This is a genomic window from Streptomyces sp. NBC_00582 (assembly GCF_036345155.1).
Taxonomy (GTDB): domain Bacteria; phylum Actinomycetota; class Actinomycetes; order Streptomycetales; family Streptomycetaceae; genus Streptomyces.
In genome coordinates this window covers 3075916-3100832 of record NZ_CP107772.1, presented here as the reverse complement: position 1 = coordinate 3100832, position 24917 = coordinate 3075916, and the positions used below count along the sequence as shown (strand labels likewise).

Annotated in this window: 16 protein-coding genes and 1 pseudogene; 11 read left to right on the top strand and 6 right to left on the bottom strand. The window is 70.9% G+C overall.

Features of this window, described 5'->3' with window-relative positions; all coding sequences use genetic code 11:
* The 3 genes from OG852_RS13375 to OG852_RS13365 form a co-directional block, all read right to left on the bottom strand.
* Positions 1–1530, bottom strand: coding sequence for a UDP-N-acetylglucosamine 1-carboxyvinyltransferase (locus OG852_RS13375; protein ID WP_133914663.1), 1530 nt, complete (start codon positions 1528–1530; stop codon positions 1–3).
* A gap of 64 nt (positions 1531–1594) precedes the next feature.
* Positions 1595–1792 (bottom strand): DUF4236 domain-containing protein, encoded by a 198-nt coding sequence (locus OG852_RS13370; RefSeq protein ID WP_133914662.1) that lies wholly within the window; start codon positions 1790–1792, stop codon positions 1595–1597.
* A gap of 49 nt (positions 1793–1841) precedes the next feature.
* Positions 1842–2684, bottom strand: a complete 843-nt coding sequence (locus OG852_RS13365) for a class I SAM-dependent methyltransferase (protein WP_330348037.1) — start codon at positions 2682–2684, stop codon at positions 1842–1844.
* Positions 2685–2909: 225 nt separating this feature from the next.
* Here OG852_RS13365 and acnA point away from each other — a divergent pair, with 225 nt between their 5' ends.
* The 5 genes and pseudogenes from acnA to OG852_RS13340 all read left to right on the top strand — a co-directional run.
* Entirely contained in the window at positions 2910–5627 is a 2718-nt protein-coding gene (gene acnA, locus OG852_RS13360; RefSeq protein ID WP_133914660.1) for an aconitate hydratase AcnA, read from the top strand.
* 159 nt (positions 5628–5786) lie between these two features.
* On the top strand, positions 5787–6512 hold the full coding sequence (locus OG852_RS13355) for a response regulator transcription factor (RefSeq protein ID WP_330348036.1): 726 nt from the start codon (positions 5787–5789) through the stop codon (positions 6510–6512).
* Entirely contained in the window at positions 6509–8023 is a 1515-nt protein-coding gene (locus OG852_RS13350) for a sensor histidine kinase (protein WP_133914658.1), read from the top strand. The genes OG852_RS13355 and OG852_RS13350 overlap by 4 nt, the downstream gene beginning before the upstream one ends.
* Positions 8024–8308: 285 nt before the next feature.
* The gene (locus OG852_RS13345) at positions 8309–9385 is read left to right on the top strand and encodes a lytic polysaccharide monooxygenase (RefSeq protein WP_330348035.1); all 1077 of its coding nucleotides are present in this window, start codon (positions 8309–8311) and stop codon (positions 9383–9385) included.
* Between the two features lie 78 nt (positions 9386–9463).
* Positions 9464–10031 (top strand): annotated as a pseudogene (locus OG852_RS13340) (hypothetical protein); the annotation flags it as partial.
* Here the strand turns inward: OG852_RS13340 and OG852_RS13335 are convergent.
* On the bottom strand, positions 10012–11016 hold the full coding sequence (locus OG852_RS13335) for an acetylxylan esterase (protein ID WP_330348034.1): 1005 nt from the start codon (positions 11014–11016) through the stop codon (positions 10012–10014). The pseudogene OG852_RS13340 and the gene OG852_RS13335 overlap by 20 nt on opposite strands.
* 228 nt (positions 11017–11244) lie before the next feature.
* On the opposite strand from OG852_RS13335, the gene OG852_RS13330 reads away from it, so the two are divergent.
* From OG852_RS13330 to OG852_RS13305, 6 genes are read left to right on the top strand one after another with little or no spacing between them, the layout of a single operon-like run.
* The gene (locus tag OG852_RS13330) at positions 11245–12231 is read left to right on the top strand and encodes an ABC transporter permease (protein ID WP_133914656.1); all 987 of its coding nucleotides are present in this window, start codon (positions 11245–11247) and stop codon (positions 12229–12231) included.
* Positions 12228–13109 carry a carbohydrate ABC transporter permease gene (locus OG852_RS13325; RefSeq protein WP_330348033.1) on the top strand — a complete coding sequence of 294 codons (882 nt, stop codon included), beginning with the start codon at positions 12228–12230 and terminating at the stop codon, positions 13107–13109. Before OG852_RS13330 ends, OG852_RS13325 begins: the two co-directional genes overlap by 4 nt.
* A 20-nt stretch (positions 13110–13129) precedes the next feature.
* Positions 13130–14785 carry an ABC transporter substrate-binding protein gene (locus OG852_RS13320; RefSeq protein WP_330348032.1) on the top strand — a complete coding sequence of 552 codons (1656 nt, stop codon included), beginning with the start codon at positions 13130–13132 and terminating at the stop codon, positions 14783–14785.
* Positions 14782–16332 carry a GH39 family glycosyl hydrolase gene (locus OG852_RS13315; RefSeq protein WP_330348031.1) on the top strand — a complete coding sequence of 517 codons (1551 nt, stop codon included), beginning with the start codon at positions 14782–14784 and terminating at the stop codon, positions 16330–16332. The genes OG852_RS13320 and OG852_RS13315 overlap by 4 nt, the downstream gene beginning before the upstream one ends.
* Positions 16329–17009: a hypothetical protein gene (locus tag OG852_RS13310; RefSeq protein WP_330348030.1), complete on the top strand. Its 681-nt coding sequence runs from the start codon at positions 16329–16331 to the stop codon at positions 17007–17009. Before OG852_RS13315 ends, OG852_RS13310 begins: the two co-directional genes overlap by 4 nt.
* The gene (locus OG852_RS13305; RefSeq protein WP_133914651.1) at positions 17006–19051 is read left to right on the top strand and encodes a beta-galactosidase; all 2046 of its coding nucleotides are present in this window, start codon (positions 17006–17008) and stop codon (positions 19049–19051) included. Before OG852_RS13310 ends, OG852_RS13305 begins: the two co-directional genes overlap by 4 nt.
* Here OG852_RS13305 and OG852_RS13300 read toward each other — a convergent pair.
* Positions 19045–21000 (bottom strand): alpha-glucuronidase, encoded by a 1956-nt coding sequence (locus tag OG852_RS13300; protein ID WP_330348029.1) that lies wholly within the window; start codon positions 20998–21000, stop codon positions 19045–19047. The genes OG852_RS13305 and OG852_RS13300 overlap by 7 nt on opposite strands.
* The gene (locus tag OG852_RS13295) at positions 20997–24770 is read right to left on the bottom strand and encodes a GH92 family glycosyl hydrolase (RefSeq protein WP_330348028.1); all 3774 of its coding nucleotides are present in this window, start codon (positions 24768–24770) and stop codon (positions 20997–20999) included. Before OG852_RS13295 ends, OG852_RS13300 begins: the two co-directional genes overlap by 4 nt.
* Positions 24771–24917 lie beyond the last annotated feature (147 nt).

The window sequence follows — 24917 nt, the reverse complement described above, 5'->3', positions numbered from 1 at the left end:
TCAGATGTCCCGGAAGATCTCGATCTGCGCCCCGATCGAGTTCAGCCGCTCGGCGAGATCCTCGTAGCCCCGGTTGATGACGTACACGTTCCGCAGCACGGAGGTGCCCTCGGCCGCCATCATCGCCAGCAGGACGACCACGGCCGGGCGCAGGGCCGGCGGGCACATCATCTCGGCGGCGCGCCAGCGGGTCGGACCCTCCACCAGGACCCGGTGCGGATCGAGTAGCTGGAGCCGGCCACCGAGCCGGTTGAGGTCGGTGAGATAGATCGCCCGGTTGTCGTAGACCCAGTCGTGGATGAGGGTCTTGCCCGACGCGACGGCCGCGATGGCCGCGAAGAACGGGACGTTGTCGATGTTCAGGCCGGGGAACGGCATCGGGTGGATCTTGTCGATCGGCGCCTCCAGTTTGGAGGGCCGCACGGTCAGGTCCACCAGCCGGGTGCGGCCGTTGTCGGCGAAGTACTCGGGCGTGCGGTCGTGGTCGAGGCCCATCTCCTCCAGGACCGCCAGCTCGATCTCCAGGAACTCGATGGGGACGCGGCGCACGGTCAGCTCCGACTCCGTGACCACGGCGGCGGCCAGCAGGCTCATCGCCTCGACCGGGTCCTCGGAGGGGGAGTAGTCGACGTCGGCGTCGATGTCCGGGACACCGTGCACGGTGAGGGTGGTGGTGCCGATGCCCTCGACCCGCACGCCCAGGGCCTCCAGGAAGAAGCACAGGTCCTGGACCATGTAGTTGGAGGAGGCGTTGCGGATGACGGTCACCCCGTCGTGCCGGGCGGCGGCCAGCAGCGCGTTCTCGGTGACCGTGTCCCCGCGCTCGGTCAGCACGATCGGCCGGTCGGGGCGTACGGCGCGGTCGACGACGGCGTGGTACTGCCCCTCGGTCGCCGCGATGTCCAGCCCGAACCGGCGCAGCGCGATCATGTGCGGCTCGATGGTCCGCGTGCCCAGGTCGCAGCCGCCGGCGTAGGGCAGCTTGAAGGCGTCCATGCGGTGCAGCAGCGGGCCGAAGAACATGATGATCGACCGGGTGCGCACGGCGGCGTCGGCGTCGATCGCCGCCATGTCCAGCTCCGCCGGCGGCACGATCTCCAGGTCGACGCCGCCGTTGATCCAGCGGGTGCGCACCCCGATGGAGTTGAGCACCTCGAGCAGACGGTAGACCTCCTCGATCCGGGCCACCCGGCGCAGCACCGTGCGCCCCCGGTTGAGCAGGGAGGCGCACAGCAGGGCCACGCAGGCGTTCTTGCTGGTCTTCACATCGATGGCGCCGGACAGCCGGCGGCCGCCCACCACGCGCAGATGCATCGGTCCCGCGTAGCCCAACGAGACGATCTCACTGTCCAGCGCCTCACCGATTCGAGCGATCATCTCAAGGCTGATGTTCTGGTTGCCGCGCTCGATCCGGTTGACGGCGCTCTGACTGGTGTTGAGCGCCTCGGCGAGCTGTGCCTGTGTCCAGCCACGGTGCTGCCGGGCATCACGGATGAGCTTGCCGATGCGTACGAGGTAGTCGTCTGCCATGAGGCTGAGGTTATCTCAGATATGAGATGGCGCCTCTTGGGGGGTCCGTTCGGGTGACTCCCCGTCAACGGCGCCTGGTCGTCCGCGTGCGACGCCACCCGAACGGTCCGGGCAGATCCATCGATGTCGTACGACGTCCGGTGCTGCTGTGGGTGTGCCGCGGACCGCCTCGGCCGCCCGTGGTGATCGACCAGGAGCGCCGGTTGATGTTCAGGCGCACCCCGGGGAGGATGCGGAAGCTCTTGCGGAAGGTGAGGGGCACGGGACCTCCTTCTGTTGTCGCCTTGCTGTGGTCGCCCTTCTGTCGTCGTCTACCCCCGCGCCGCCCTGTGCCACATTCTGATCTCGGTCGGCGGGATGTGCTCGGCGAAGCGGCCGTCGGCCGCTTCCCGCAGGAGCAGCTCGCGCAGCTCGCGCTCGAAGTCCGCCAGTCGGTCGCCGAACAGGTGGGGCGCCGAGTCGGACCGGGAGAACGCCCACGCCACGAGGTCGTCCGCCGTCCGCGGGACGACCTGTCCGGCCGGTACGACATGACGGCCGGCGTGCGTGAAACCGGCGGCGGCGAAGACGGCGTCCTCCCCGCCCGGGGTGCCGTTCACGAGCACGCCCTGTCCCGCGCGGCGTACCGGGCCGAGGTATCGCCGCACCAGGTCGCCGATCAGCGGGTACGGGGGAGGGGGCAGCGGCAGCGGCTCGGTGGCCGGGGGCGGGTCCTTGAGGTCGCCGAGATGGACGAGCGTGCCACCCGGCTCCAGCATTGCGAGCACGGCGGCGGCGACCCGCTCGCGCTCCGTCCAGTGGAAGGACTGCGCGAACACCACGACCCGGAACTCACCCAGCCCGGCCGGCAGCTCCTCGGCCCGGGCGGTCACCCAGCGCGCGTTGTCTACCCCGTCCCGCCGGGCCCGCCGCGCGGCCTCGGCCAGCATGTCCTCGTCCGGATCGAGCCCGACCGCCTCGGTGAAGAACCGGGCCAGCGGCAGCGTCACGATCCCGGGCCCGCAGCCCACGTCGAGCAGCCGCCCCCGCCCGTCCAGCCCGAGCACCCGGGCGAGCGACTCGCCGAACCCGGGCGCGTACGGCATCCGCCCCCGCTCGTAATGGACCGCGCTCCCCTGAAAGAGCGTCCTGTCCCACTCCCACCCCTCGGGCATGCCGGCTCCCCTCGCCGGGAGAGAGCCTAGGGGTGTGACGGGGCCCGGGCATGACCATCCGGCCCCCATGTACTAGAGTTATCTCGACATCGAGATATCTGCCGAGGCGCACCGCAGCCGCCACCCTAGTAAGGATTGCCTAACTTAGCCTTACCTTAGCGGATCGGCCAAGCCCGCGTGGCGGCAGGATGCGGTGGTACGCGCACATCAATGAAGGAGACCGTCGTGTCGGCGAACAGCTTCGACGCCCGCAGCACGCTGCAGGTGGGCGACGAGTCGTACGAGATCTTCCGCCTGGACAAGGTGGAGGGCTCGGCCCGACTCCCCTACAGCCTCAAGGTCCTGCTGGAGAACCTGCTCCGCACGGAGGACGGCGCGAACATCACCGCCGACCACATCCGCGCCCTCGGCAGCTGGGACTCCCAGGCCCAGCCCAGCCAGGAGATCCAGTTCACGCCGGCCCGCGTCATCATGCAGGACTTCACCGGCGTCCCCTGTGTCGTGGACCTCGCCACCATGCGTGAGGCCGTGAAGGAGCTGGGCGGCGACCCGGCGAAGATCAACCCGCTCGCCCCCGCCGAGCTGGTCATCGACCACTCCGTCATCGCCGACAAGTTCGGCACCCCGGACGCCTTCGGCCAGAACGTCGAGCTGGAGTACGGCCGCAACAAGGAGCGCTACCAGTTCCTGCGCTGGGGCCAGACCGCGTTCGACGAGTTCAAGGTCGTCCCGCCGGGCACCGGCATCGTCCACCAGGTGAACATCGAGCACCTCGCGCGCACCGTCATGGTCCGTGGCGGCCAGGCCTACCCCGACACCCTGGTCGGCACCGACTCGCACACCACCATGGTCAACGGCCTCGGCGTCCTCGGCTGGGGCGTCGGCGGCATCGAGGCCGAGGCCGCGATGCTCGGCCAGCCGGTCTCCATGCTCATCCCGCGCGTCGTCGGCTTCAAGCTCACCGGCGAGCTGCCCACCGGCACCACCGCCACCGACCTCGTGCTCACCATCACCGAGATGCTGCGCAAGCACGGCGTCGTCGGCAAGTTCGTCGAGTTCTACGGCGAGGGCGTGGCCGCGACGAGCCTCGCCAACCGCGCCACCATCGGCAACATGTCCCCGGAGTTCGGCTCCACCGCCGCGATCTTCCCGATCGACGACGAGACCCTGAACTACCTCAAGCTCACCGGCCGCTCCGCCCAGCAGGTCGCGCTCGTCGAGGCGTACGCCAAGGAGCAGGGCCTCTGGCTGGACCCGAAGGCCGAGCCGGACTTCTCCGAGAAGCTCGAGCTGGACCTGTCGACCGTCGTCCCCTCGATCGCCGGCCCGAAGCGCCCGCAGGACCGCATCGTCCTCGCGAACGCCGCCGAGCAGTTCAAGGCCGACGTACGCAACTACGTGGACGTCGTCGACGAGGCCGGCCAGGAGTCCTTCCCGGCCTCCGACGCCCCGGCCGTCGCCCCCAACGGCGCCCCGTCCAACCCGGTCACCGTCACCGCCCCCGACGGCTCGACCTACGAGATCGACCACGGCGCCGTCACCGTCGCCGCGATCACCTCCTGCACCAACACCTCCAACCCGTACGTCATGGTCGCCGCCGCGCTGGTGGCCAAGAAGGCGGTGGAGAAGGGCCTGACCCGCAAGCCCTGGGTCAAGACCACCCTCGCCCCCGGCTCCAAGGTCGTCACCGACTACTTCGACAAGGCGGGCCTGACCCCCTACCTCGACAAGGTCGGCTTCAACCTCGTCGGCTACGGCTGCACCACCTGCATCGGCAACTCCGGCCCGCTGCCGGAGGAGGTCTCCAAGGCCGTCAACGACCACGACCTGGCCGTGACCTCGGTCCTCTCGGGCAACCGCAACTTCGAGGGCCGCATCAACCCCGACGTCAAGATGAACTACCTGGCCTCCCCGCCGCTGGTCGTCGCGTACGCCATCGCGGGCTCCATGAAGGTGGACATCACCAAGGACGCCCTCGGCACCGACCAGGACGGCAACCCGGTCTTCCTGAAGGACATCTGGCCCTCCGAGGCCGAGGTCAACGACGTCGTGGCCAACGCCATCGGCGAGGACATGTTCAACAAGTCCTACTCCGACGTCTTCGCGGGCGACCTGCAGTGGCAGTCCCTGCCCGTCCCGACCGGCAACACCTTCGAGTGGGACGCCGAGTCGACGTACGTCCGCAAGCCCCCGTACTTCGAGGGCATGGGCATGGACCCGGAGCCGGTCTCCGACATCTCCGGCGCCCGCGTCCTCGCCAAGCTGGGCGACTCGGTCACCACCGACCACATCTCCCCGGCCGGCGCCATCAAGGCCGACACCCCGGCCGGCAAGTACCTCACCGAGCACGGTGTGGAGCGTCGTGACTTCAACTCCTACGGCTCCCGCCGAGGCAACCACGAGGTCATGATCCGCGGCACCTTCGCCAACATCCGCCTGCGCAACCAGATCGCGCCGGGCACCGAGGGCGGCTACACGCGCGACTTCACGCAGGCCGACGCCCCGGTGGCGTTCATCTACGACGCCTCCCGCAACTACATCGAGCAGGGCATCCCGCTGGTCGTCCTGGCCGGCAAGGAGTACGGCTCCGGCTCGTCCCGCGACTGGGCCGCCAAGGGCACCGCCCTCCTCGGCGTCAAGGCCGTCATCGCCGAGTCGTACGAGCGCATCCACCGCTCGAACCTCATCGGCATGGGCGTCCTGCCCCTCCAGTTCCCGGAGGGCGCCACCGCCGAGTCCCTCGGCCTCACCGGCGAGGAGACCTTCTCCTTCACCGGCGTCGAGGAGCTCAACAACGGCACCACCCCGCGCACGGTGAAGGTCACCACCGACACCGGCGTCGAGTTCGACGCGGTCGTCCGCATCGACACCCCCGGCGAGGCGGACTACTACCGCAACGGCGGCATCATGCAGTACGTGCTGCGCAGCCTGATCCGCAAGTAGCCGACCCGGCACAGCAGTCGAGGGCCGCATTCCCGCACCGGGGATGCGGCCCTCCGCGTGCTCCTCCCCGTGTTCCCTTCGCCGCGTTTCGTCCCGGGTCATCGCCGGCCCCCAGGCTGAACACAGGATTCCCCCAGCGGACGGGGACAGAATCGGGACATGACCGCCACCCCCGGGTACCGCGACGGACGCGTCCGCGTCCTGATCGTCGACGACGAACCCGCGCTCACCGAAGTGCTGTCCGTGGCCGTCACCGAGGCGGGCTGGCGCCCCTACCCGGTACCCGACGGGCACAGCGCGCTGCGCGAGGCCCGCCGCAGCGCCCCGCACGCCGTCGTCCTCGACGGCATGCTGCCCGACCTCGACGGCATCCAGGTCCTGCGCCGCCTGCGCTACGAGAACCCCGGGCTGCCCGTTCTCATGCTCACCGGCCGCGACGCCGTCGAACACCGCCTCGACGGACTCGAGAACGGCGCCGACGACTACGTCACCAAGCCCTTCTCCCTCCAGGAGGTCGTGCTGCGGCTGCGCGGACTGCTGCGCCGCTCCGGCGCCGAACGCGTCCGCGCCGACGACTCCGTCCGCGTCCTCGGCGACCTCGTCGTCGCCGCCGAGTCCAGAGAGGTGCACCGCGCCGGCGCCTCCGTCGCCCTCACCGCCAAGGAGTTCGACCTGCTCAGCCTGCTCGTGGAGCACCCCCGTCAGGTGCTGAGCAAGGCCCAGATCCTCGACCGGGTCTGGAGCAGCTCCTTCGACGGCGGCGGCAACCTCGTCGAGGTGTACATCTCCAGCCTGCGCCGCAAGATCGACCGGGGCCGCGCGCCCATGATCCACACCGTGCGGGGGCTGGGATACGCCATCAGGCCGGTGGAGGACGGCAGATGAACGCCCACCGGTTCGGCGGCCGCTCCCTGCGCACCCGCCTCCTCCTCTTCATCACCGCCGTCCTGGTCGTCGTCTGCGCCGCGATGGCACTCACCACTGTCTTCGCCCAGCGCACCTATCTGCTGGGCAACCTCGACGACCGGGTCACCAACGCGGCCGAACGCAGCCTGGGCGGGGCCTCGCTCCACCCGGACCTCGCGAGCGATCTGACCTTCCTCAACGAGAGCGGCCACCCGGCCGGCATGCTCGCCGCCCGCCTGGACGCCGACGGCGGTGTCGTCGCGGCGGCCACCGTCGGCCAGGACGCCCCGCCCCAGCGCCTCAGCGACGCCCAGACGGCGGCGCTGACCGGCGTCGACACCGACGGCTCCTTCCACACCCGGACCGTCCCCGGCCTCGGCACCTACCGCCTCACCGCCCTCGACAACCACGGGGTCCGGGTCCTCACCGGCCTCCCCATGGACGACGTCCAGGACATGATCAGCGGCCTGGTCGTCATCGAGGCCGTCGTCGCCGCGGCGGGCCTGACCACCGCCGGTGTCGTCTGTGCGATCGTCATACGGCGCCAGCTGCGCCCACTCGGCCGGGTCGCCGCCACCGCCGTGGAGGTCTCCCACGCACCCCTGTGCCGGGGCGAGGTCACCGGCCTCACCCGGGTCCCCGAACGCGACACCGACCCCGGCAGCGAGGCCGGCCAGGTCGGCGCCGCCCTCAACCGCATGATCGACCACGTCGAGTCCTCGCTCGCCGAACGCCAGCGCAGCGAGGAACGGGTGCGCCGCAGCGAGGAACGCATGCGCCGCTTCCTCGCCGACGCCAGCCATGAACTGCGCACCCCGCTCGCCTCCATCGCCGGCTACGCGGAACTGATGAACCGCGGCACCGACCGCATCGAACCGGGCCTGGCCTGGCGCCGGGTCACCGCCGAGTCCGCCCGGATGACCGGCCTGGTCGAGGACCTGCTCCTGCTCGCCCGCCTCGACGAGGGCCGGCCGCTGCGGTCCGCCGAGGTCGACCTCGCCGCACTGGCCGCCGAGGCGGTCTGGGACGCGCGGGCCGCGGGCGGCGGCCACGACTGGCGGCTCGAACTCCGCCTGGACGCCTCGCCCCTGGTCCTCGGCGACGAGGCCCGCCTCCACCAGGTCGTGGCCAACCTGCTGGCCAACGCCCGTGTGCACACCCCCGTCGGCACCCGGGTGCTGGTGATCGTGCAGGCCGGGGACGGCCTCGCCACCGTCCGGGTCCGCGACGACGGCCCCGGCATCCCGCCCGACCTGCTGCCCACCGTCTTCGAACGCTTCACGCGCGCCGACGCCTCCCGCGCCCGCGCCACCGCGGGCACCGGCTCCGGGCTCGGCCTCGCCATCGTCGCCGCGATCACCACCGCCCACGGCGGCCGCATCGGCGTCCACAGCGAACCCGGCCGCACCGAGTTCACCGTCGAACTCCCCCTGACCGAAGACCTCACCCCCGACACCCTGACCTGGAGCTCCCGGGCGTCGCTGCTGTGATCGCGGACAGGTGACGGAGCTGCCGCGCCGGCACCTGCCGACCTCCCCCCACCACCACTGACGGCCCCGCGGGCCGAGAGCGCCGTACGAGACCGTTTACAAGTCGGCCGTACGGCGCTACCTTCCGCCACAGACGAGGTGGGAGCGCTCCCATATGCGGGACCCCGACGGACCGGAACCCGCCGGAGCCCCGCCGAGGGGCCGCTCCCGCCTCGTGCACCCGCACCCGGATCCCGCGCCACCACCCCCACCTGCACGGTCCGTACACGGAAGGACGGACTCGCCATGTCTGTCATGATCGCGACACGTACACCGAGGGCCGGCTTACGTTCCCGAGCCCTCCTCCTCGTCCTCCTGGCCCTGCTGGCCACCGTCCCCGCCATCGGTCTGATCGTCACGACCGGCGCCCCGGCCGAGGCCCACGGCACCCCCATGAAACCCGCCAGCCGCACCTTCCTGTGCTGGCAGGACGCGCTGACCGACACCGGTGAGATCAAGCCGGTCAACCCGGCCTGCAAGAACGCCCAGCAGGTCAGCGGCACCACGCCGTTCTACAACTGGTTCTCCGTGCTGCGCTCCGACGGCGCCGGCCGCACCCGCGGCTTCGTCCCGGACGGCCAGTTGTGCAGCGGCGGCAACACCAACTTCACCGGCTTCAACGCCGCCCGCGCCGACTGGCCGCTGACCCATCTCACCTCGGGCGCGACCGTCGACTTCTCCTACAACGCCTGGGCGGCGCACCCGGGATGGTTCTACGTCTACGTCACCAAGGACGGCTTCGACCCGACCAAGACCCTCACCTGGGACGACATGGAGTCCCAGCCCTTCCTCACCGTCGACCACCCGCCGCTCAACGGCTCCCCGGGCACGGTCGACGCCAACTACTCCTGGAGCGGGCGGCTTCCGGCGAACAAGTCGGGCCGCCACATCATCTACATGGTCTGGCAGCGCTCCGACAGCCAGGAGACCTTCTACTCCTGCTCCGACGTCGTGTTCGACGGCGGCAACGGCGAGGTGACCGGCATCCATGAGCCGGGCAACCCCAACGAGCCCGTCCCCGGCGCCTGCACCGCCACCCGCCGCACCACGAACAGCTGGAACGGCGGCTACCAGTCCGAGGTGACCGTCACCAACTCCGGTGACGTCCCCATGCTCGGCTGGATGGTCGACTGGACCCTGCCCGCCGGCCAGACGGTGAACAGCCTCTGGAACGGCAACGCCACCTACACCGGCCAGGCGGTGATGGTCCACAACGCCGACTGGAACGGCTCCCTGAGTCCGGGCCAGAGCACGACCTTCGGATACGTCGTCTCCGGCACCGGCGGCGACAGCGCCACGACCCTTCCCTGCCGGGTCGGCTGACCGGCCGACGCCCTGCACGACCCCGGCGACGTCGCCGGGGTCGTGCAGGGCTCGGGCGACGCACGGTGCGCGACACCGGGGGAGCGACCCGTCCGACGCCCGCCCCCCTTCCGCGCGGGCGAGCAGCCGTACCGGATCGGCGTCGGCCCCATCGCGGCCACCCACGCGCCGGGCGGCAGCACGAGGTCGGCATCCGCGCCCTGGCACTCAGCGGCGGCACGGGACCCGAGGCGCGGTTCCGGGTGCGGACCCCCGCCGGGATCACGGCCACCCCGGCCGAGGGCACGGTGGTCGACGGCGCACGGCGGATCACCCTCGCCTTCTCCGCGTCCCCCGCCCAGGGCTTCTACGACGTGCACATCACCGTGACCTCGGGCGACACCGCGGGCGAGCAGCCCGTCGCCCTGACCGTGGCCGCCCCCGGCACGCGGCCCGCGACAACACCGGGGTCTCCGACGACGAGGGCGACCACGACGAGGCGGACCACGGAGCGTGTACCGGAACGTGGCCGGGGCGGACAAGGACCCGGTGGCGACCCATGTGTTCGCCACCCGGCCGTTCACGGCGCCGGACGGAGAAGGCGATCACCCGCGTCACCCTGCCCGGCGACCCGGACCTCCCTATGTTCACCCTCGCGACCCGCTGAGCTCCAACACCTCGCCCAACCAGTCGAGTTGGCGCCGCACCTGGACCGCGTCGCCGCCCTCGTGCCCGTTGAACGGGTAGGCGTGCATCTCCTTGCGGGGGTCCACGCCGGAGAGCTCGCCGTAGCGGTTGAAGGCGGCGTACGCCCCGCTCGGCGGGCACACCGTGTCCCGCAGCCCCGTACCGAAGTGGGCCGGGGCCTGGGCGCGGCGGGCGAAGGACACGCCTTCCACGTAGGCGAGGGTGCGGTAGGCGCCCTGTTCGGCGCCGCGGTGCACCGCGAGGTACGCGGCGATCTCGCCGTAGGGCCCCGCGTCGGTGAGGTCCAGGGCGCGGCGGATGCCGCACAGCAGTGGGGCCGTGACCACGACGGCGGCGAGGTCCGGGACCAGACCCGCCACGGCGAGGGCGAGACCGCCGCCCTGACTGTTGCCGACGGCCGCGATCCGGCCGGGGTCCACGCCGGGCAGCGCGCGCAGGGCCGTCACCGCCCGCACGGCGTCCGTGATCAGCCGGCGGTAGTGGTAATCCCGCGGGGCGCGCAGGCCCCGGACGGCCGGGCCGGGGCCGCCGGGCGCCTGGGCGTGCGGGTCGGGTGTGGCGCCGCCGTTGCCGTACTGGTCGCCCTGGCCGCGGTTGTCCATCAGCAGATGTGCGTATCCGGCGTTCACCCAGGTCAGGCGTTCGTGGGGGAGGCCGCGGCCGCGGCCGTAGCCGGCGTACTCGACGACCGCGGGCAGCGGGTCGAGGACCCCGGCCGGACGGGAGTACCAGGCACGGACCGGGTCCCCGGCGAAGCCCCGGAACGTCACGTCCCAGGTCGTGGTCAGCACGAGGCCGGTCTCGACCGGGTCGGCCGACACCAACGCGTCGTCCTGCGCGGCCTCCTTCAGGGTGTGCTGCCAGAACGCGTCGAAGTCGGCGGGCTCCTCGGGCAGGAACCGGTAGCTCTCCAGCTCGCTCGGCGGCAGGTCGAACGCGGACACGGTGGCACCTCGCAGGAATCGGTCCGGACGGGGAAAGTTGCGGAGCAGTTCGGCGGTGCGCTTCGGGGTTCTACCCCGTCTCCTCGCGTTCCAACGCCCTTCATCCGCCTCGGGCGTCTCGCGTCGCACCCATTGACAGCGCTTTCTGAGTGCCCCTAAGTTGCCGCGAAGTTACCGGTAAGAGCTCGAAAGTTTCGGTACCGCGTTCCCGTCATGGGAGGCCCGAGCATGAGCACCTCCACCACACCGGCCCCACCGCCCGGCACCCAGGACCCGCCCCGGGCGTCCGTCCGCCCCGCCCCTTCGCCCGCGCGTCCCGGCTGGCGCAGAGCGCTGCGCCGGGACTGGCGGCTGTATTCGCTGGCCGTGCTGCCGCTGCTGTTCTTCCTGGTCTTCCGCTATCTGCCGATGATCGGCAACGTCATCGCGTTCCGCCGGTTCGAGCCGGGCGGTTCGATCCTGGGGGAGCAGTGGGTGGGGCTGCGCTATGTGCGGATGTTCCTGACCGACCCCACCTTCTGGCAGGTCTTCCGCAACACCCTGTGGCTGGGCGCGTTGACGCTCCTCTTCTGCTTCCCGGTCCCGATCGTGCTGGCGCTGCTGCTCAACGAGGTCCGCCGACGCTCGCTGAAACGGTTCGTGCAGTCGGTGTCGTATCTGCCGCACTTCCTGTCGATCGTGATCGTCGCCGGCATCACCCTGCAGATGCTCGCCGTGGACGGCCCGGTCAACCATGTCCTCGGCTGGTTCGGCCACGACCCGATCCGGTTCGTCCAGGAACCCGGCTGGTTCCGCACGATCTACGTCGGCTCGGAGATCTGGCAGACCGCCGGCTGGGGCACGATCCTCTACCTCGCCGCGCTCACCACGATCGACGAGGACCTCTACGAGGCCGCCCGTATCGACGGCGCCAACCGCTGGCAGCAGATCTGGCACGTCACGCTGCCCGGCATCCGCCCCACCATGATCACCCTGCTGATTCTCAACATCGGCACCTTCATGGCGGTCGGCTTCGAGAAGATCCTGCTGCTGTACAACGCCCTGACCTACCCGACGGCCGACGTGGTCTCCACCTACCTCTACCGCGCAGGCGTGGAGTCCAACAGCTTCAGCTACGCCGCCGCGATCGGCCTGTTCGAGGCGGTCATCGGCCTGGTGCTGGTCACCTCCGCGAACCAGCTCTCGCGCCGCACCGTGGGGACGAGCCTGTGGTGAGCCCGACGCGGCGGGAGAGCCGCTCCTACCGGGTCTTCCGGGGCGTCAACGCGGTGATCCTCACGCTGGTCGTGGTGGTGACCCTGTACCCGTTCCTCAACATCGTCGCCCGTTCCCTCAGCGGCGAACGCCAGATCCGCGCCGGTGAAGTGACGCTGTGGCCCAAGGGGTTCAACCTCACCACGTACGACATCGTGTTCCACGACGAGACGTTCTGGCGGAACTACGGCAACACCGTGCTCTACACGGTCGTGTCGACCGTCCTCGCCATGATCCTGACGACCTGTTACGCGTACGTCCTGTCGAAGAAGCACCTCAAGGGGCGGGGAGTCCTCGTCGGTGTCGCCGTGTTCACCATGTTCTTCAGCGGCGGCCTCATCCCGAACTACGTCCTGGTCACCAGCCTCGGCCTGAAGAACTCCGTGTGGGCGATCGCCCTGCCCAACGCGATCAGCGTCTTCAACCTGCTGGTGATGAAGGCCTTCTTCGAGGGGCTGCCCACCGAACTGGAGGAGGCCGCCGCGATCGACGGGCTGACCACCTACGGCATCCTGCTGCGGATCGTGCTGCCGCTGTCCAAGGCGGTCATCGCGACGATGGTGCTCTTCTACTCGGTGTCCTTCTGGAACTCCTGGTTCTCGGCCTATCTCTACATGGACCGCACCGAGCTCATGCCGGTCACCGTCTATCTGCGCAACATGATCGCGGGCGCCACCACCGGTGGCAACGCCGGCGCCGCGACCGAGCAGCTCAGCCAGGTCGGGGCGAACATCCAGGCGGTCACGATCGTGCTCACCTCGCTGCCCATCCTCTGCGTGTACCCGTTCGTCCAGCGCTACTTCGTCTCCGGCGTGACGCTCGGCGCCGTCAAGGGCTGAGCCCCAACCAGGGAGTGTCCGTGAAGAACGCAGATCAGCTGTCACGTCGTCAGATCCTGGCGGCCGCCGGGTTCATCGGCCTCGCCACGCTCACCGGCTGCGGCAGCGGCGACGACGGAGGGGACTCCAAGGACCTCTCCAAGAAGCAGAACGGCGCGATGAAGCGGTACCGCGTCGGCGAGCAGTTCAAGGCGGCGAAACCGCTGTCCTTCGCGGTGCTGCACAACAACAACCCCACCTACCCCCTGAAGGACGACTGGTTGTTCTGGAAGGAACTCACCCGGAGAACCGGCGTCACCCTGAAGCCGATCGCGGTCCCGCTGGCCGACTACGAGAAGAAGCGCAGCGTCCTCATCGGCGCCGGCGACGCACCCTTCCTCATCCCCAAGACCTACCACCCCTCCGAGGTCGCCTTCGTGTCGTCGGGCGCGATCCTCCCGGTCGGCGACTACGTGCACCTCATGCCCAACTTCCGGGACAAGGTGAAGCGGTGGAAGCTGGAGCCGGAGATCGACTCCATCCGCCAGGCCGACGGCAAGTACTACCTCCTGCCCGGGCTGCACGAGAAGGTCAAGTCGGGCTACTCGCTGTCGCTGCGCACCGACGTCCTGGAGAAACTCGGCCTGGCCCTGCCCACCACCTGGGACGAGGTGTACGAGGTCTTCAGGGCCATCCGCGCCGAGTACCCCGACCGCTATCCGCTCTCCGACCGCTGGAGCATCAACACCCCCTACCCCGCAGCCGCGTTGACGAGTTATCTCGGCCAGGCACACGGCGTCCGGGCGGGCTGGACCTACGACAACATCAGCTGGGACGCGACCAAGGACGCCTTCGTCTTCACCGGCGCCTCGGACGGCTACCGCCAGATGGTCGAGTACCTGAGGAAGCTGGTCGCCGAGAAGCTGATGGACCCCGAGAGCTTCACCCAGACCGACGACGACGCCGTGCAGAAGCTGCTCGGCGAGAAGTCCTTCGCGATCAGCGCCAATCCACAGGAGCTGGTCCAGAACTACCGCTACAACCTGGCGAAACAGGTCGAGGGCGCCACGATCGAGATGGTGCCGGTGCCGCTCGGACCGGCCGGCCCGGTGGTGATGGGCGGAGCCCGGCTGGAGAACGGCGTCATGATCTCCAGCAAGGCCCTCAAGAGCGACACCTTCGTCGCGATGATGCAGTTCGTGGACTGGCTCTGGTACTCGGACGAGGGCCAGCGGTTCGCCAAGTGGGGTGTGCCGGGCACGACGTACACCTCCTCGGGCTCCACGTACACCCTGAAGCCCGGCATCAGCCTGATGGGCTCCGACCCGGACGCCCCGAAGGACCTCCAGAAGGACTACGGCTTCTTCAACGGCGTCTTCACCTACGGCGGGAGCTGGGCGCTCGTCTCCTCCTCCTTCGGCCCCGACGAGAAGAAGTTCCAGGACGCCATGGCGCAGCGCGAACAACTGCCCATCGGCCCCGCCCACCCGCTCCAGTCGGTCGAACAGGAACAGGCCACCCTCTGGGACACCCCGCTGCGCGACCACGTCGTCCAGAACACCCTCAAGTTCGCCCTCGGCAAGCGCCCGCTGTCCGAATGGGACTCCTACGTCGCCGAGTTGAAGGCCAAGAACATGGACCGGCTCGTCGACCTGCACAACAAGGCACGCGACCGCTTCCGGAAGGACAACGGGTGATCCGCGTCCCCGCCGAGCCCTCCGGCCGGCTCCCCGACGCCTGGCGGACCTGCGTCGGCACCGGTCGCATCGAACTCGCCCTGCGCCGCGACTACCAGGACTCCCTCGCCCTCCTCCAGCGCGACATCGGCTTCCGGCACATCCGCGGCCACGGCGTGCTCAGCGACGGCATGGGCGTCCACCGCCCCTACGACCACGGCGGCACCCGGCACGTCCATCACTCCTTCACCTACGTCGACCAGGTGATCGACGCCTATCTCGCGCTCGGCATCCGCCCCTTCCTCGAACTGGGCTTCATGCCCGAGGAGTTGGCCTCCGGTGACCAGACGGTCTTCTGGTGGCGCGGCCATGTCACCCCGCCCCGTTCCCACCGGGAGTGGGCCGATCTGGTCCGTGCCACCCTGCGCCACCTCGTGGACCGCTACGGCCTCGACGAGGTGCGCACCTGGCCCATCGAGGTGTGGAACGAGCCCAACCTGGCCGACTTCTGGCAGGGCGCCGACGAGCGGGCGTACCACCGGCTCTACGAGGTGACGGCGCACGCCGTGAAGGAGGTCGACACCGGGCTCCAGGTCGGCGGCCCCGCGATCTCCCCGGGCGCCGACGACTGGCTGGACCGCTTCGCCGAGTTCGCCGCGCACCGCGAGGTGCCCGTCGACTTCGTCACCAAACACGCCTACACCTCCGGCCCCGCCCAGCACGTGCCGTTCGGCGTCCACCAGACCCTGGCCCCGGCGACCGACCTGCTCGACCAGTTCGCCACGCCCCGCGACCGCCTCAAGGGCACCCGGCTGGCCGGCCTCCCCGTGCACATCACGGAGTTCAACTCCTCCTACCGCCCCGACAACCCCGTCCACGACACGGCCTTCCACGCCGCCTATCTGGCCCCCGTGCTGGCTCGGGGCGGCGACCACGTCGACTCGTTCTCCTACTGGACCTTCAGCGACATGTTCGAGGAGGCCGGCGTCCCCACCGCCCTCTTCCACGGCGGCTTCGGCCTGCTCACCCACCGGCAGGTCCGCAAACCCGTCTACCACCTGTACGCGTTCATGGCCCGCATGGGCGCCGATCTGCTGGCCCGGGGCGAGGACCATCTCGTCACCCGGCACCCCGACGGCCGGGTCACCGTCCTCGCCTGGGCACCGGTCGACCCGACCGGTGAGACGGAGGGGCCCGAGGGACACGCCCTGCGGCTGTCGGTGCCGGTGCCGGGGCGGGTGCCCGTGACGGGAGGCCGGGGCGGGGGCGGGGGCGAGGGCGAGGTATTCGTTCGCCGGTCGACCGTAGACGATGAACGGGGTAACGCATACACGGCCTGGCGTCACATGGGCAGCCCCCGCTCACCGCGCCGCGACCAGCTGGACGTCCTGCACGAGGCCGCCGAGCCCGCCCGCACCCACCGGCGCCTCCCCGTCCGCGACGGCCGCACCGACCTGCACCTGACCCTGGCCCGTCACGAGGTCACCCTCGTGGAACTGACCCCGGTCACCGACGAGACCCCACCGTGGTGGGACGAGACACGGCTGCTGGGCCGGGAGCCGTCATGAGCGGTACGGCGACCGACTTCGGCACCGGTGTCCTCTCCCGTGGCGCCGCCCTGGTCCACACGCTCCTCACCGTCGAGGCCCTCGTCCTCGGCTCGGCCGCACCCGGCCTCGCCGGCCTGTTCCTCCTCGGCCCCGACCCCGCCAACCTGCCCCTCGCCGCCCTGTGTCTGCTGCCGCTCGGCCCGGCCGCCTCCGCCGCGCTGTACGCCCTGCACCACCGCAGCCGCGACCTCACCGAGCTGCACCCGGCCCGCGTCTACGCCCGGGGCTGGCGCCTCAACGCCGTACCCGCCCTGAGACTCTGGACACCGCTGCTGCTCTGGCTGACGGTGATCGCCTTCACCCTCACCCACTTCTCCGCCACCGGGCTGCCCCGCTGGTGGGCGGCCCTGCTCGCCCTGATCGGCGTGGCCTCCCTCCTCTGGGGCGCCCACGCCCTGCTCCTCACCTCGCTGTTCACGTTCGGCGCCCGCGACACCGCCCGCCTCGCCGCGTACTTCCTGGTCCGGCACGCGAAGGTCACCCTGGCCGCCGCCTCCCTGCTCGTCCTCGCCGCCGGACTGACCGCCCTGCTGACCGAGGCCCTGCCCGCCCTGCTCGCCGCCCCGCTGCTGCTCTCCCTGCTGCACGCGGGCCGCCCGGTGATCGCCGAGACAGAGGAGGACTTCACCGCATGAGCCAGCCCCCCGAGCAGTCCCCCGCGCACCTCCCGCGCACACCCAAGATCCCCTACGGCGGCGACTACAACCCCGAGCAGTGGCCGGAGCAGGTCTGGGACGAGGACCACCGCCTCTTCACCCGGGCCGGCGTCGACACCCTCACGGCCGGGGTCTTCACCTGGTCCCTCACCCAGCCCGTCGAGGACCGCTACGACTTCACCGTCCTCGACCGCGTCCTCGACCGCGCCGCCGCCGAGGGCCGCCGGGTCTGCCTCGCCACCGGCACCGCCGCCCTCCCGCCCTGGCTGGCCACGGCGTACCCCGAGGTCAACCGCACCGACTTCGAGGGCCGTCGGCACCGCTACGGCCAGCGACACGCCTTCTGCCCCAGCTCACCCGCCTACCGCAGGCTCGCCACCACCCTGGCCGGGCGCCTCGCCGAACGGTACGCCCGACACCCGGCGTTGCTCGCCTGGCACATCAACAACGAGTACGGCGGCTCCTGTTACTGCGACCTGTGCGCCGACGCCTTCCGCGGCTGGCTGCGCGAGCGGCACGGCACCCTGGACGCCCTCAACGACGCCTGGTGGACCACCTTCTGGTCGCACCGCTACACCGACTGGGACCAGATCGAGCCCCCGAGCGCCCTGACCGAGCACTGGCGCGGCCCCGACCACACCGCCTTCCAGGGCATCACCCTCGACTACCGGCGCTTCACGACCGACGCCCTGCTCGGCTGTTTCACCGCCGAGAAGGAGGCGATCCGCGCCCACGACCCGGACACACCCGTCACCACCAACCTCATGGGCGCCTACCGTCCGCTGGACTACCACCGCTGGGCGCCCCACCTCGACTTCGCCTCCTGGGACAACTACCCGCCGCTGGACGCCCCGCCCACCCGAGCGGCCCTCGCCCACGACCTCATGCGGGGGCTGAAGGACGGCGCCCCCTTCTGGCTGATGGAGCAGACCCCGTCCACCACCGCCTGCCGTGACGTCAACCCCCTGCGCCGACCGGGGGAGTTGCGGCTGGCGACCTTCCAGGCGATCGCCCACGGCGCCGACGCGGCCCTCTACTTCCAGATGCGCGCCTCACGCGGGGCCTGCGAGAAGTACCACGGCGCGGTCATCGGCCACGCGGGCCGCGACGACACCCGCGTCTTCCAGGAAGTCGCCGCCCTGGGACGGGAACTGGAGATGCTCGGCGCCGCCACACTGGCCGCCCGCACCCCCTCCCGCACCGCGCTCCTCTTCGACTGGGAGAGCTGGTGGGCCCTGGAGATCTCCGACGGCCCCTCCCGCCTGGTCCGCTACCTGGACGTCGTGCACTCCTACTACCGGGCGGCCCGTACGGCCGGCGCCGATGTGGACGTCGTCCCCGTCAGCGCCGACCTCACCCCCTACGACGTCGTCCTCGCCCCCGTCCTGCATCTGGTCAAGGGCGACCTGGCCGAGCGGCTGGAGGCCCTGGCCCGGCGGGGCGGCACCGTCCTCGCGACCTTCCTCACCGCCCGCTGCGACGCACACGACCGTGCCTTCCTCACCGACGTCCCCGGCCCGCTGGCCCCGCTCTTCGGCATCCGCGTCGACGAATGGGACGCCCGCCCCGAGGACGTCGTCCAGCCGGTGTACCTGGAGGGCGTCCTCCGCGAGGCGCGGCTGGTCTTCGAACTGGTGCGGCTGCGCGGCGCAGAGGCCGTCGGCACCTACGGCGCGGACTTCTACGCGGGCACCCCGGCGGTGACCCGGCACGCCTTCGGGGCGGGCGAGGGCTGGTACGTGGCGACCGCCCTCGACCAGCCCGGTGTCGACGCGGTGGTGCGCCGCGTCCTCGACCGGCACGGCCTCAGCGGACCGTACGCGGGATACAGCGGACTGGAGACCGCACACCGCACGGTGCCCGACGGCACCCGGCTTCTCTTCCTCCTCAACCACACCACCCGTCCCGTCCGCCCGACCGCCCACGCCGCCGCCACCGACCTCCTCACCGGAAAGCCGGTGGCCCAGGGCGAGCCCCTCGCGCTCGATCCGCTCGGCGTCGCCGTTCTGCGGCTTCAGTAGACGGTCCGCCCGTGCGCGTCCGGGACCCCGGACTTGCGCAAAAAATAGCTGTTGATCTGGTCCCGCCACTCGCGGGCGCTGCGCACCTGCTCCTCGAAAAGCTCCGCCACCCGTCCGTGCCGTGCCGGTTCCACCAGGTCCGCGAGGCCCGCCCACACCCGGCGGGCCTCCTCGGCCTCCTCCACCCCCTTGAAGTGGGTGTCGTAGATGTGCTGGATCACGGTCTTCCCGCTCCGGAGCACATGCCCGTACGGCACATGGTGGAAGAACAGCAGCAGCTCGTCCGGACAGCTCGCGGCGGACTCGTACACCTCGGCCCACGGCTTGGCGTACTGGGCCGCGAACCCCGTCCCGGTCGCCGCGCTGCGGTCGACGCCCACGCCGTCGCGATCGGCGAAGTGGTAGGTGCCCCACGGGCTGTACTCGTAGCCGTCGACGCTCGGCCCGTAGTGGTGCCCGGGCTGCACCATGAACCCCACCCCGAGCGGGGCCGTGTACTTCTCGTACGTCCGCCAGGAGCCGTCCAGCACCGCGTGCAGCCCGTCGGCCAGCCGCTGGGACGCGCGGGGGAACGTCAGACCGATCCACTCGTCGAGGACACGGTACGGATCGGCGTCCGGCCGCCAGGCCAGTCTGCCGAACGTGTACAGGTTCGCCTGGGCCAGGGGATGCCCCGTCCAGAACGGGTCGTCGCCCACATTGGACACGGCCACCAGATCACGCGCCGACTCACCCACGGACGGCCCGTTGTCCCCCTCCGGCCGGAACCTCAGCACCTCGCTCCACATCGGCCCGAGCCAGCACACGTGCCGCTGCTGCCCGGTGTACTCCTGCGTGGCCTGCAACTCCACCGCCGGCCCGGTGCGCGGCAGCGCCCCCAGCACCGGTGACACCGGCTCGCGCACCTGGAAGTCCATCGGCCCGTGCTTGACCTGCAGCACCGCGTTCGCGGCGAACTCCCCGTCCAGCGGCGCGAAATGGTCGTACGCCGCCCGTGCCCGGTCCGTCGTACGGTCCCGCCAGTCCTGCCGGTGGTCGTAGACGAAGGCCCGCCAGTGCACCGTGCCGCCGTACGGGGCGAGCGCGCCGGCCAGCAGGTTCGCGCCGTCCGCGTGGCTGCGGCCGTACGTGAACGGCCCAGGCTGCCCCTCCGAGTCGGCCTTCACCACGAACCCCCCGAAGTCCGGGATCGCCGCGTACACCCCGCGCACGGCCTGCGCCCACCACTCCCGCACCGCCTCGTCCAGCGGATCGGCGGTGGACAGCCCGCCGAGCACGACCGGCGCGGCGAAGGTCACCGACAGATGGGTGCGGATGCCGTACGACCGCAACTGCGCGGCGACAGCGGCGACTTCGCCGATCCGTTTCGTCAGCAGACGTGCCTCGACGGCGTGCACGTTGACGTTGTTGACGCACACGGCGTTGATCCCGCAGGCGGCCAGCAGCCTGGCGTACGCCCGGACCCGCGCGAAGTCCTCCCGTGCCCGTCCGTCCCGCCAGAACAACGATCCGCCCGCGTATCCCCGCTCCACCTGGCCCATGACCGGGTGCACGGCCACGTTGTCCCAGTGGTCGAGCATGCGCAGGGTCGTCGCGGGCCGGTGGACCTCGCCCGGGAAGGCGCCCGTGAAGCCCCGCTCACCGAGCCGTACGACGTGGAAGAGGCCGTACAGCAGCCCGCGGCCACCGGAGGCGGTGACCCTCGTCGTCCCGCCGTCCCGTGCGACGGCGAACTCCTCCTCGCCGCCCGAGCGGTCGCCACCCGCGATCTCCAGCAGGAGGTCGTGCGGGCCGCCACCGACGAGCTTCCCGCCGAACCGGGCGCAGGCGTCGGACACTTCACCGCGCACGGTGTCCACCAGGGGACCGGAGCCCCTGACCAGGATGCGCCGGGCCCCCAGCGGCCGAAAGGCCTCCGGGGGCAGCCAGCCGTCGTCGATCCCGTTCAAGCGAGCAACTCCACCTCGGACAGACGGACTTCGCCGTCGAACACCAAGCGGTACCTCGCGTACCTACCCGGTGACTCCACCCCGAACGCCCGCGTCTGCAGGTCCCACGCGAAGGTCTGTCCGCTGCGGCGGTCAAGGGTCCTCCACGTCGTCCCGTCGGAAGAGCCCTCCAGCCGCCAGCCCGTGGGCGCCTTCGCCCGCTCGGCGGAGGTCAGCGTGTACTGCACGGCCTTCGTGGCATCCCCGGTCGGCAGCTCCAGCACGTCGGACACGGTCGCGGCCGTGTCGGAGGTGTCGTCGAACAGGGCGCCGGATCCGGTGAGCGCGTCGGTGCGGGGCGAGGGCACCGTGTCGTCACGGGTGATCGACACGGGGGCCGCGTCCTTCCCGCTGCCCCAGGCCGAGGGGCGCGGGCCCATGGCGAACTCCAGCGTCCCGCCCTGCGCGAGCAGCGCGTGCGGTAGCGACGTCGACGTCCAGGTGCGGCCGTTGACCTTCAGGCCCTGCACGTACACGTTCCGTGCGCTGTTCTTCGGGGCCTTCACGACCAGGTCCCTGCCGTTCTCCAGATGCACGGTCGCCTTCTTGAACAGCGGGGAGCCCACGGCGTACTCGCCGCCGCCCATCACCAGCGGGTAGAAGCCGAGCGCGGAGAACAGGTACCACGCCGACTGCTCGCCGTTGTCCTCGTCGCCGTGGTAGCCCTGCCCGATGGAGCTTCCGGTGTACAGCCGCGCCAGCACCTCGCGCACCTTCGCCTGCGCCTTCCAGGGCTGCCCGGCCGCGTCGTACATGTAGAGCGTGTGATGGGCGACCTGGTTGGAGTGCCCGTACATGCCCATCCGGACGTCCCGCGCCTCCGTCATCTCGTGGATGACCCCGCCGTAGGAGCCCACGAACTCGGGCGAGGCGGTCTCGGGCGTCGCGAAGTAGGTGTCGAGCTTGTGCGCCAGGCCGGCCCGGCCGCCGTACAGGTTGGCCAGGCCCCGGCTGTCCTGCGGGGCGGTGAAGGCGTAGCCCCAGCCGTTGGTCTCGGTGTAGTCGTAGCCCCACACACGCGGGTCGTACGCCGACGACTCGACGCGCCAGGCGCCGTCCTCGGTACGGCCCTGGAAGAAACCCGCCCGGGCGTCGAACAGGTGCACATACCCCTGGGCGCGGTTGAGGAAGTACGCCGACTCCTCCGCGTACCGCTTCTCGCCGGTCTTCTCGTACAGGGCCCGGCCCATGCGGGCGATGCCGTAGTCGTTGAGACAGCCCTCCAGCGCCCAGGACAGGCCCTCGTGGGTGGCGGTGCTCGTGTAGCCGAGGAAGGGGGAGGTCGCCATGCCCTTGCGGCCCACGCCCGAGGACGGCGGTACGACGGTGGCGTTCTTCAGGGCGGCCTCGTACGCCGCCTTCGCGTCGAAGCGGACGCCCTTGACGTAGGCGTCGGCGAAGGCCACGTCCGAGGAGGTGCCGGTCATCAGGTCGGCGTAGCCGGGCGAGGACCAGCGCGAGGTCCAGCCGCCGTCCTTGTACTGCTGCACGAAACCGTCGGTCAGCGCGCCTGCCTGAGTGGGCGTCAGCAGCGTGTACGCCGGCCAGGTCGTCCGATAGGTGTCCCAGAAGCCGTTGTTGACGTACACCGTGCCGTCCACGATCTTCGCGCCGGTGTGCGTCGGGGTGTCCTGGCTCTCCATCGGCGAGAACGGCGAGGCGTACCGGTTCGTCGAACCAACCTTCTCAAAGCCCGAGTTGGGGTACAGATACAGCCGGTAGAGGCTGGAGTGGAGCGTCGTGAGCTGGTCCTGGGTGGCTCCCTCGACCTCGACCTTGCCGAGGAGCGCGTCCCACTGCTGCCGCGCCCGCCGCTTCACCGTGTCGAAGCCGGTGCCGGCCGGGATCTCCTGGCGCAGGTTGTCCTTCGCCTGGTCGAGGCTGATCAGCGAGGTCGCCAGCTTCAGGGTGACCGTCCGGGCGGCGCCCGCGTCGAACCGCAGATAGCCCTTCACCCCGCTCGACGCCCCGTCCGTGACCGGCGCGTCGAACTCGCCGTAGACGAACAACCGGGTCGCGCCCGTCGACAGGCCCGACTTCACGTCCGAGTAGCCGGTGACGACCCCGGAGGCCCGGTCGAGCGTCAGCCCGGCCTGGTCGGTGACGTTGTCGAACAGGACGCTCGCGTCGGAGCCCGGATAGGTGAAGCGCAGTGCGGCCGCGTGGTCGGTCGGCGCCATCTCCGCCGTGAGGCCGTTCTCGAACCGCACCCCGTAGTAGTACGGCCGCGCGGTCTCGTTCGTGTGCCGGAAGGCCAGTGCCCGCGCCGTCCGCCCGGTGTCCGGGGTGCCCGCCGCGGCCGACGGCATCACCTGGAAGGTCTGCCGGTCGCCCATCCAGGGACTCGGCTCGTGGCTCGCGCTGAACGCCTGGATCGTGGGCAGATTGTCCGCGTTGTTCCCGCGCGCGTAGTCGTACAGCCAGCTCAGCGAGGACGCGTTCGTCACCGGAGTCCAGAAGTTGAACCCGTGCGGCAAGGCCGTCGCCGGGAAGGTGTTGCCCCGCGAGAAGCCCCCGCTGGAGTTCGTCCCGCGCGTGGTCACCGCGTAGTCCGACGGATGCGCCTTCGCCGGCTCCGGCGCCCGTGTCCGCAGCGCGATGTCGTCCACCCAGCCCCGGAACCGCGCGGGGCCGCCGGGGGAGTCGTAGGCCACCAGGATCCTGTCGACCGTCTTCCCGGCCGCCACCGACCCGAGCGCCGATCGCACGTCGTTCCACTGGTTGACGTACAGCACCTTCGCCGCGCCCTGCCCGCGCGGCGACAGCGGGAAGCCGTACTGGTCGCTCGCGCCCAGCCCGCTCAGATACGTCCCGTCGGTGAACGCCAGGTCCACGGAGACGTTCGTCGCCGCGTAGTCCCGCTCGCCGTCGGCGAGCTGCGGGTAGATCCGGTACGCCAGTTCGGTCCGGGTACCCACCCGGACGTTGACGTCGAAGACCTTGTTGTACGAGTACGCCCGCCCCGCGGCGGTGTGGCGCCCGGCGTACCGCAGCGCCCGGACGCCGGTGAAGCCGGCGCGCGCCTTCGCGGTCGGCGAGCCGCTCGGACCGCGGTCGACGTCGGTGAGCATGTCCGGCGGCACCGGCCCCTCGCTCCCGCCGGTGGCGAGCCGCAGATCGGCGAGCTGGAGGATGTCCGCGCCGTGGTTCCTCGTGACGTCCAGCCGGAAGTGCCGGTAGGCGGCCGGGGCCGCGAGCGTGTACGTCTTCGTCTGGAAACGTTCGGTGAAGTCCTCGCCGGTGCGGCTGTCGAGGGTCGTCCAGGTGGCGCCGTCCGCCGAGCCCCGCAGGGTCCAGTCGGCCGGGTCGCGTTCGGCGACGTCGTTGGCGGAGGTGAGCGCGTACGTGGTCACGGCGGCCGGTGCGTCCAGGTCGAACTCGGCCCAGCCGGTGGCCGCGAACGTCAGCCACTTGGTGCTCGACTCGCCGTCGGCGAGGTTCTCCTTCACCTCTCCGCCGGCGGTGTTCTCCGCACTCGCCCGGACCGCGGTGACCCGGTCGGTCACCTCGCCCGGCAGCCCGCCCGTGGCGTAGCCGCCGTCGACCCCGAGGGCGCGCTCGGGCGTACTGGCCCAGTCCGGGGCGGGCTGCCCCGCCTCGAACGACGAGGCGAACGCCCCTGCGGGGAGCGGGAGGGACGCCGGGCGGGCCACCGCCACCCCGGGAGCGCCGACCGTCATGACGAGTGCGGCCGTGATCGCGACCGCGCGTAACCGTCCGAACCACTGCATGCGTGAGCATCCTCCCCGCCCGGACCAGGGCCCTCGGACAACGTTGTCCTGTGTGGTGCGCAGCCCTCAGTAGGGGGCCAAGTGCGGGGTGATGTCAAGGATGTTGATTGCGCCGGACGGGGCACATGTCGTGGATTTTTCCGGCAC

Bases quoted from the DNA above. Each gene is read 5' to 3' on its own strand.
- OG852_RS13365 (WP_330348037.1), bottom strand. From the start codon at position 2,684: ATGCCCGAGGGGTGGGAGTGGGACAGGACGCTCTTTCAGGGGAGCGCG.
- OG852_RS13310 (WP_330348030.1), top strand. From the start codon at position 16,329: ATGAGCGGTACGGCGACCGACTTCGGCACCGGTGTCCTCTCCCGTGGC.
- OG852_RS13350 (WP_133914658.1), top strand. From the start codon at position 6,509: ATGAACGCCCACCGGTTCGGCGGCCGCTCCCTGCGCACCCGCCTCCTC.
- OG852_RS13305 (WP_133914651.1), top strand. From the start codon at position 17,006: ATGAGCCAGCCCCCCGAGCAGTCCCCCGCGCACCTCCCGCGCACACCC.
- OG852_RS13355 (WP_330348036.1), top strand. From the start codon at position 5,787: ATGACCGCCACCCCCGGGTACCGCGACGGACGCGTCCGCGTCCTGATC.
- OG852_RS13330 (WP_133914656.1), top strand. From the start codon at position 11,245: ATGAGCACCTCCACCACACCGGCCCCACCGCCCGGCACCCAGGACCCG.
- OG852_RS13375 (WP_133914663.1), bottom strand. From the start codon at position 1,530: ATGGCAGACGACTACCTCGTACGCATCGGCAAGCTCATCCGTGATGCC.
- OG852_RS13295 (WP_330348028.1), bottom strand. From the start codon at position 24,770: ATGCAGTGGTTCGGACGGTTACGCGCGGTCGCGATCACGGCCGCACTC.
- OG852_RS13345 (WP_330348035.1), top strand. From the start codon at position 8,309: ATGTCTGTCATGATCGCGACACGTACACCGAGGGCCGGCTTACGTTCC.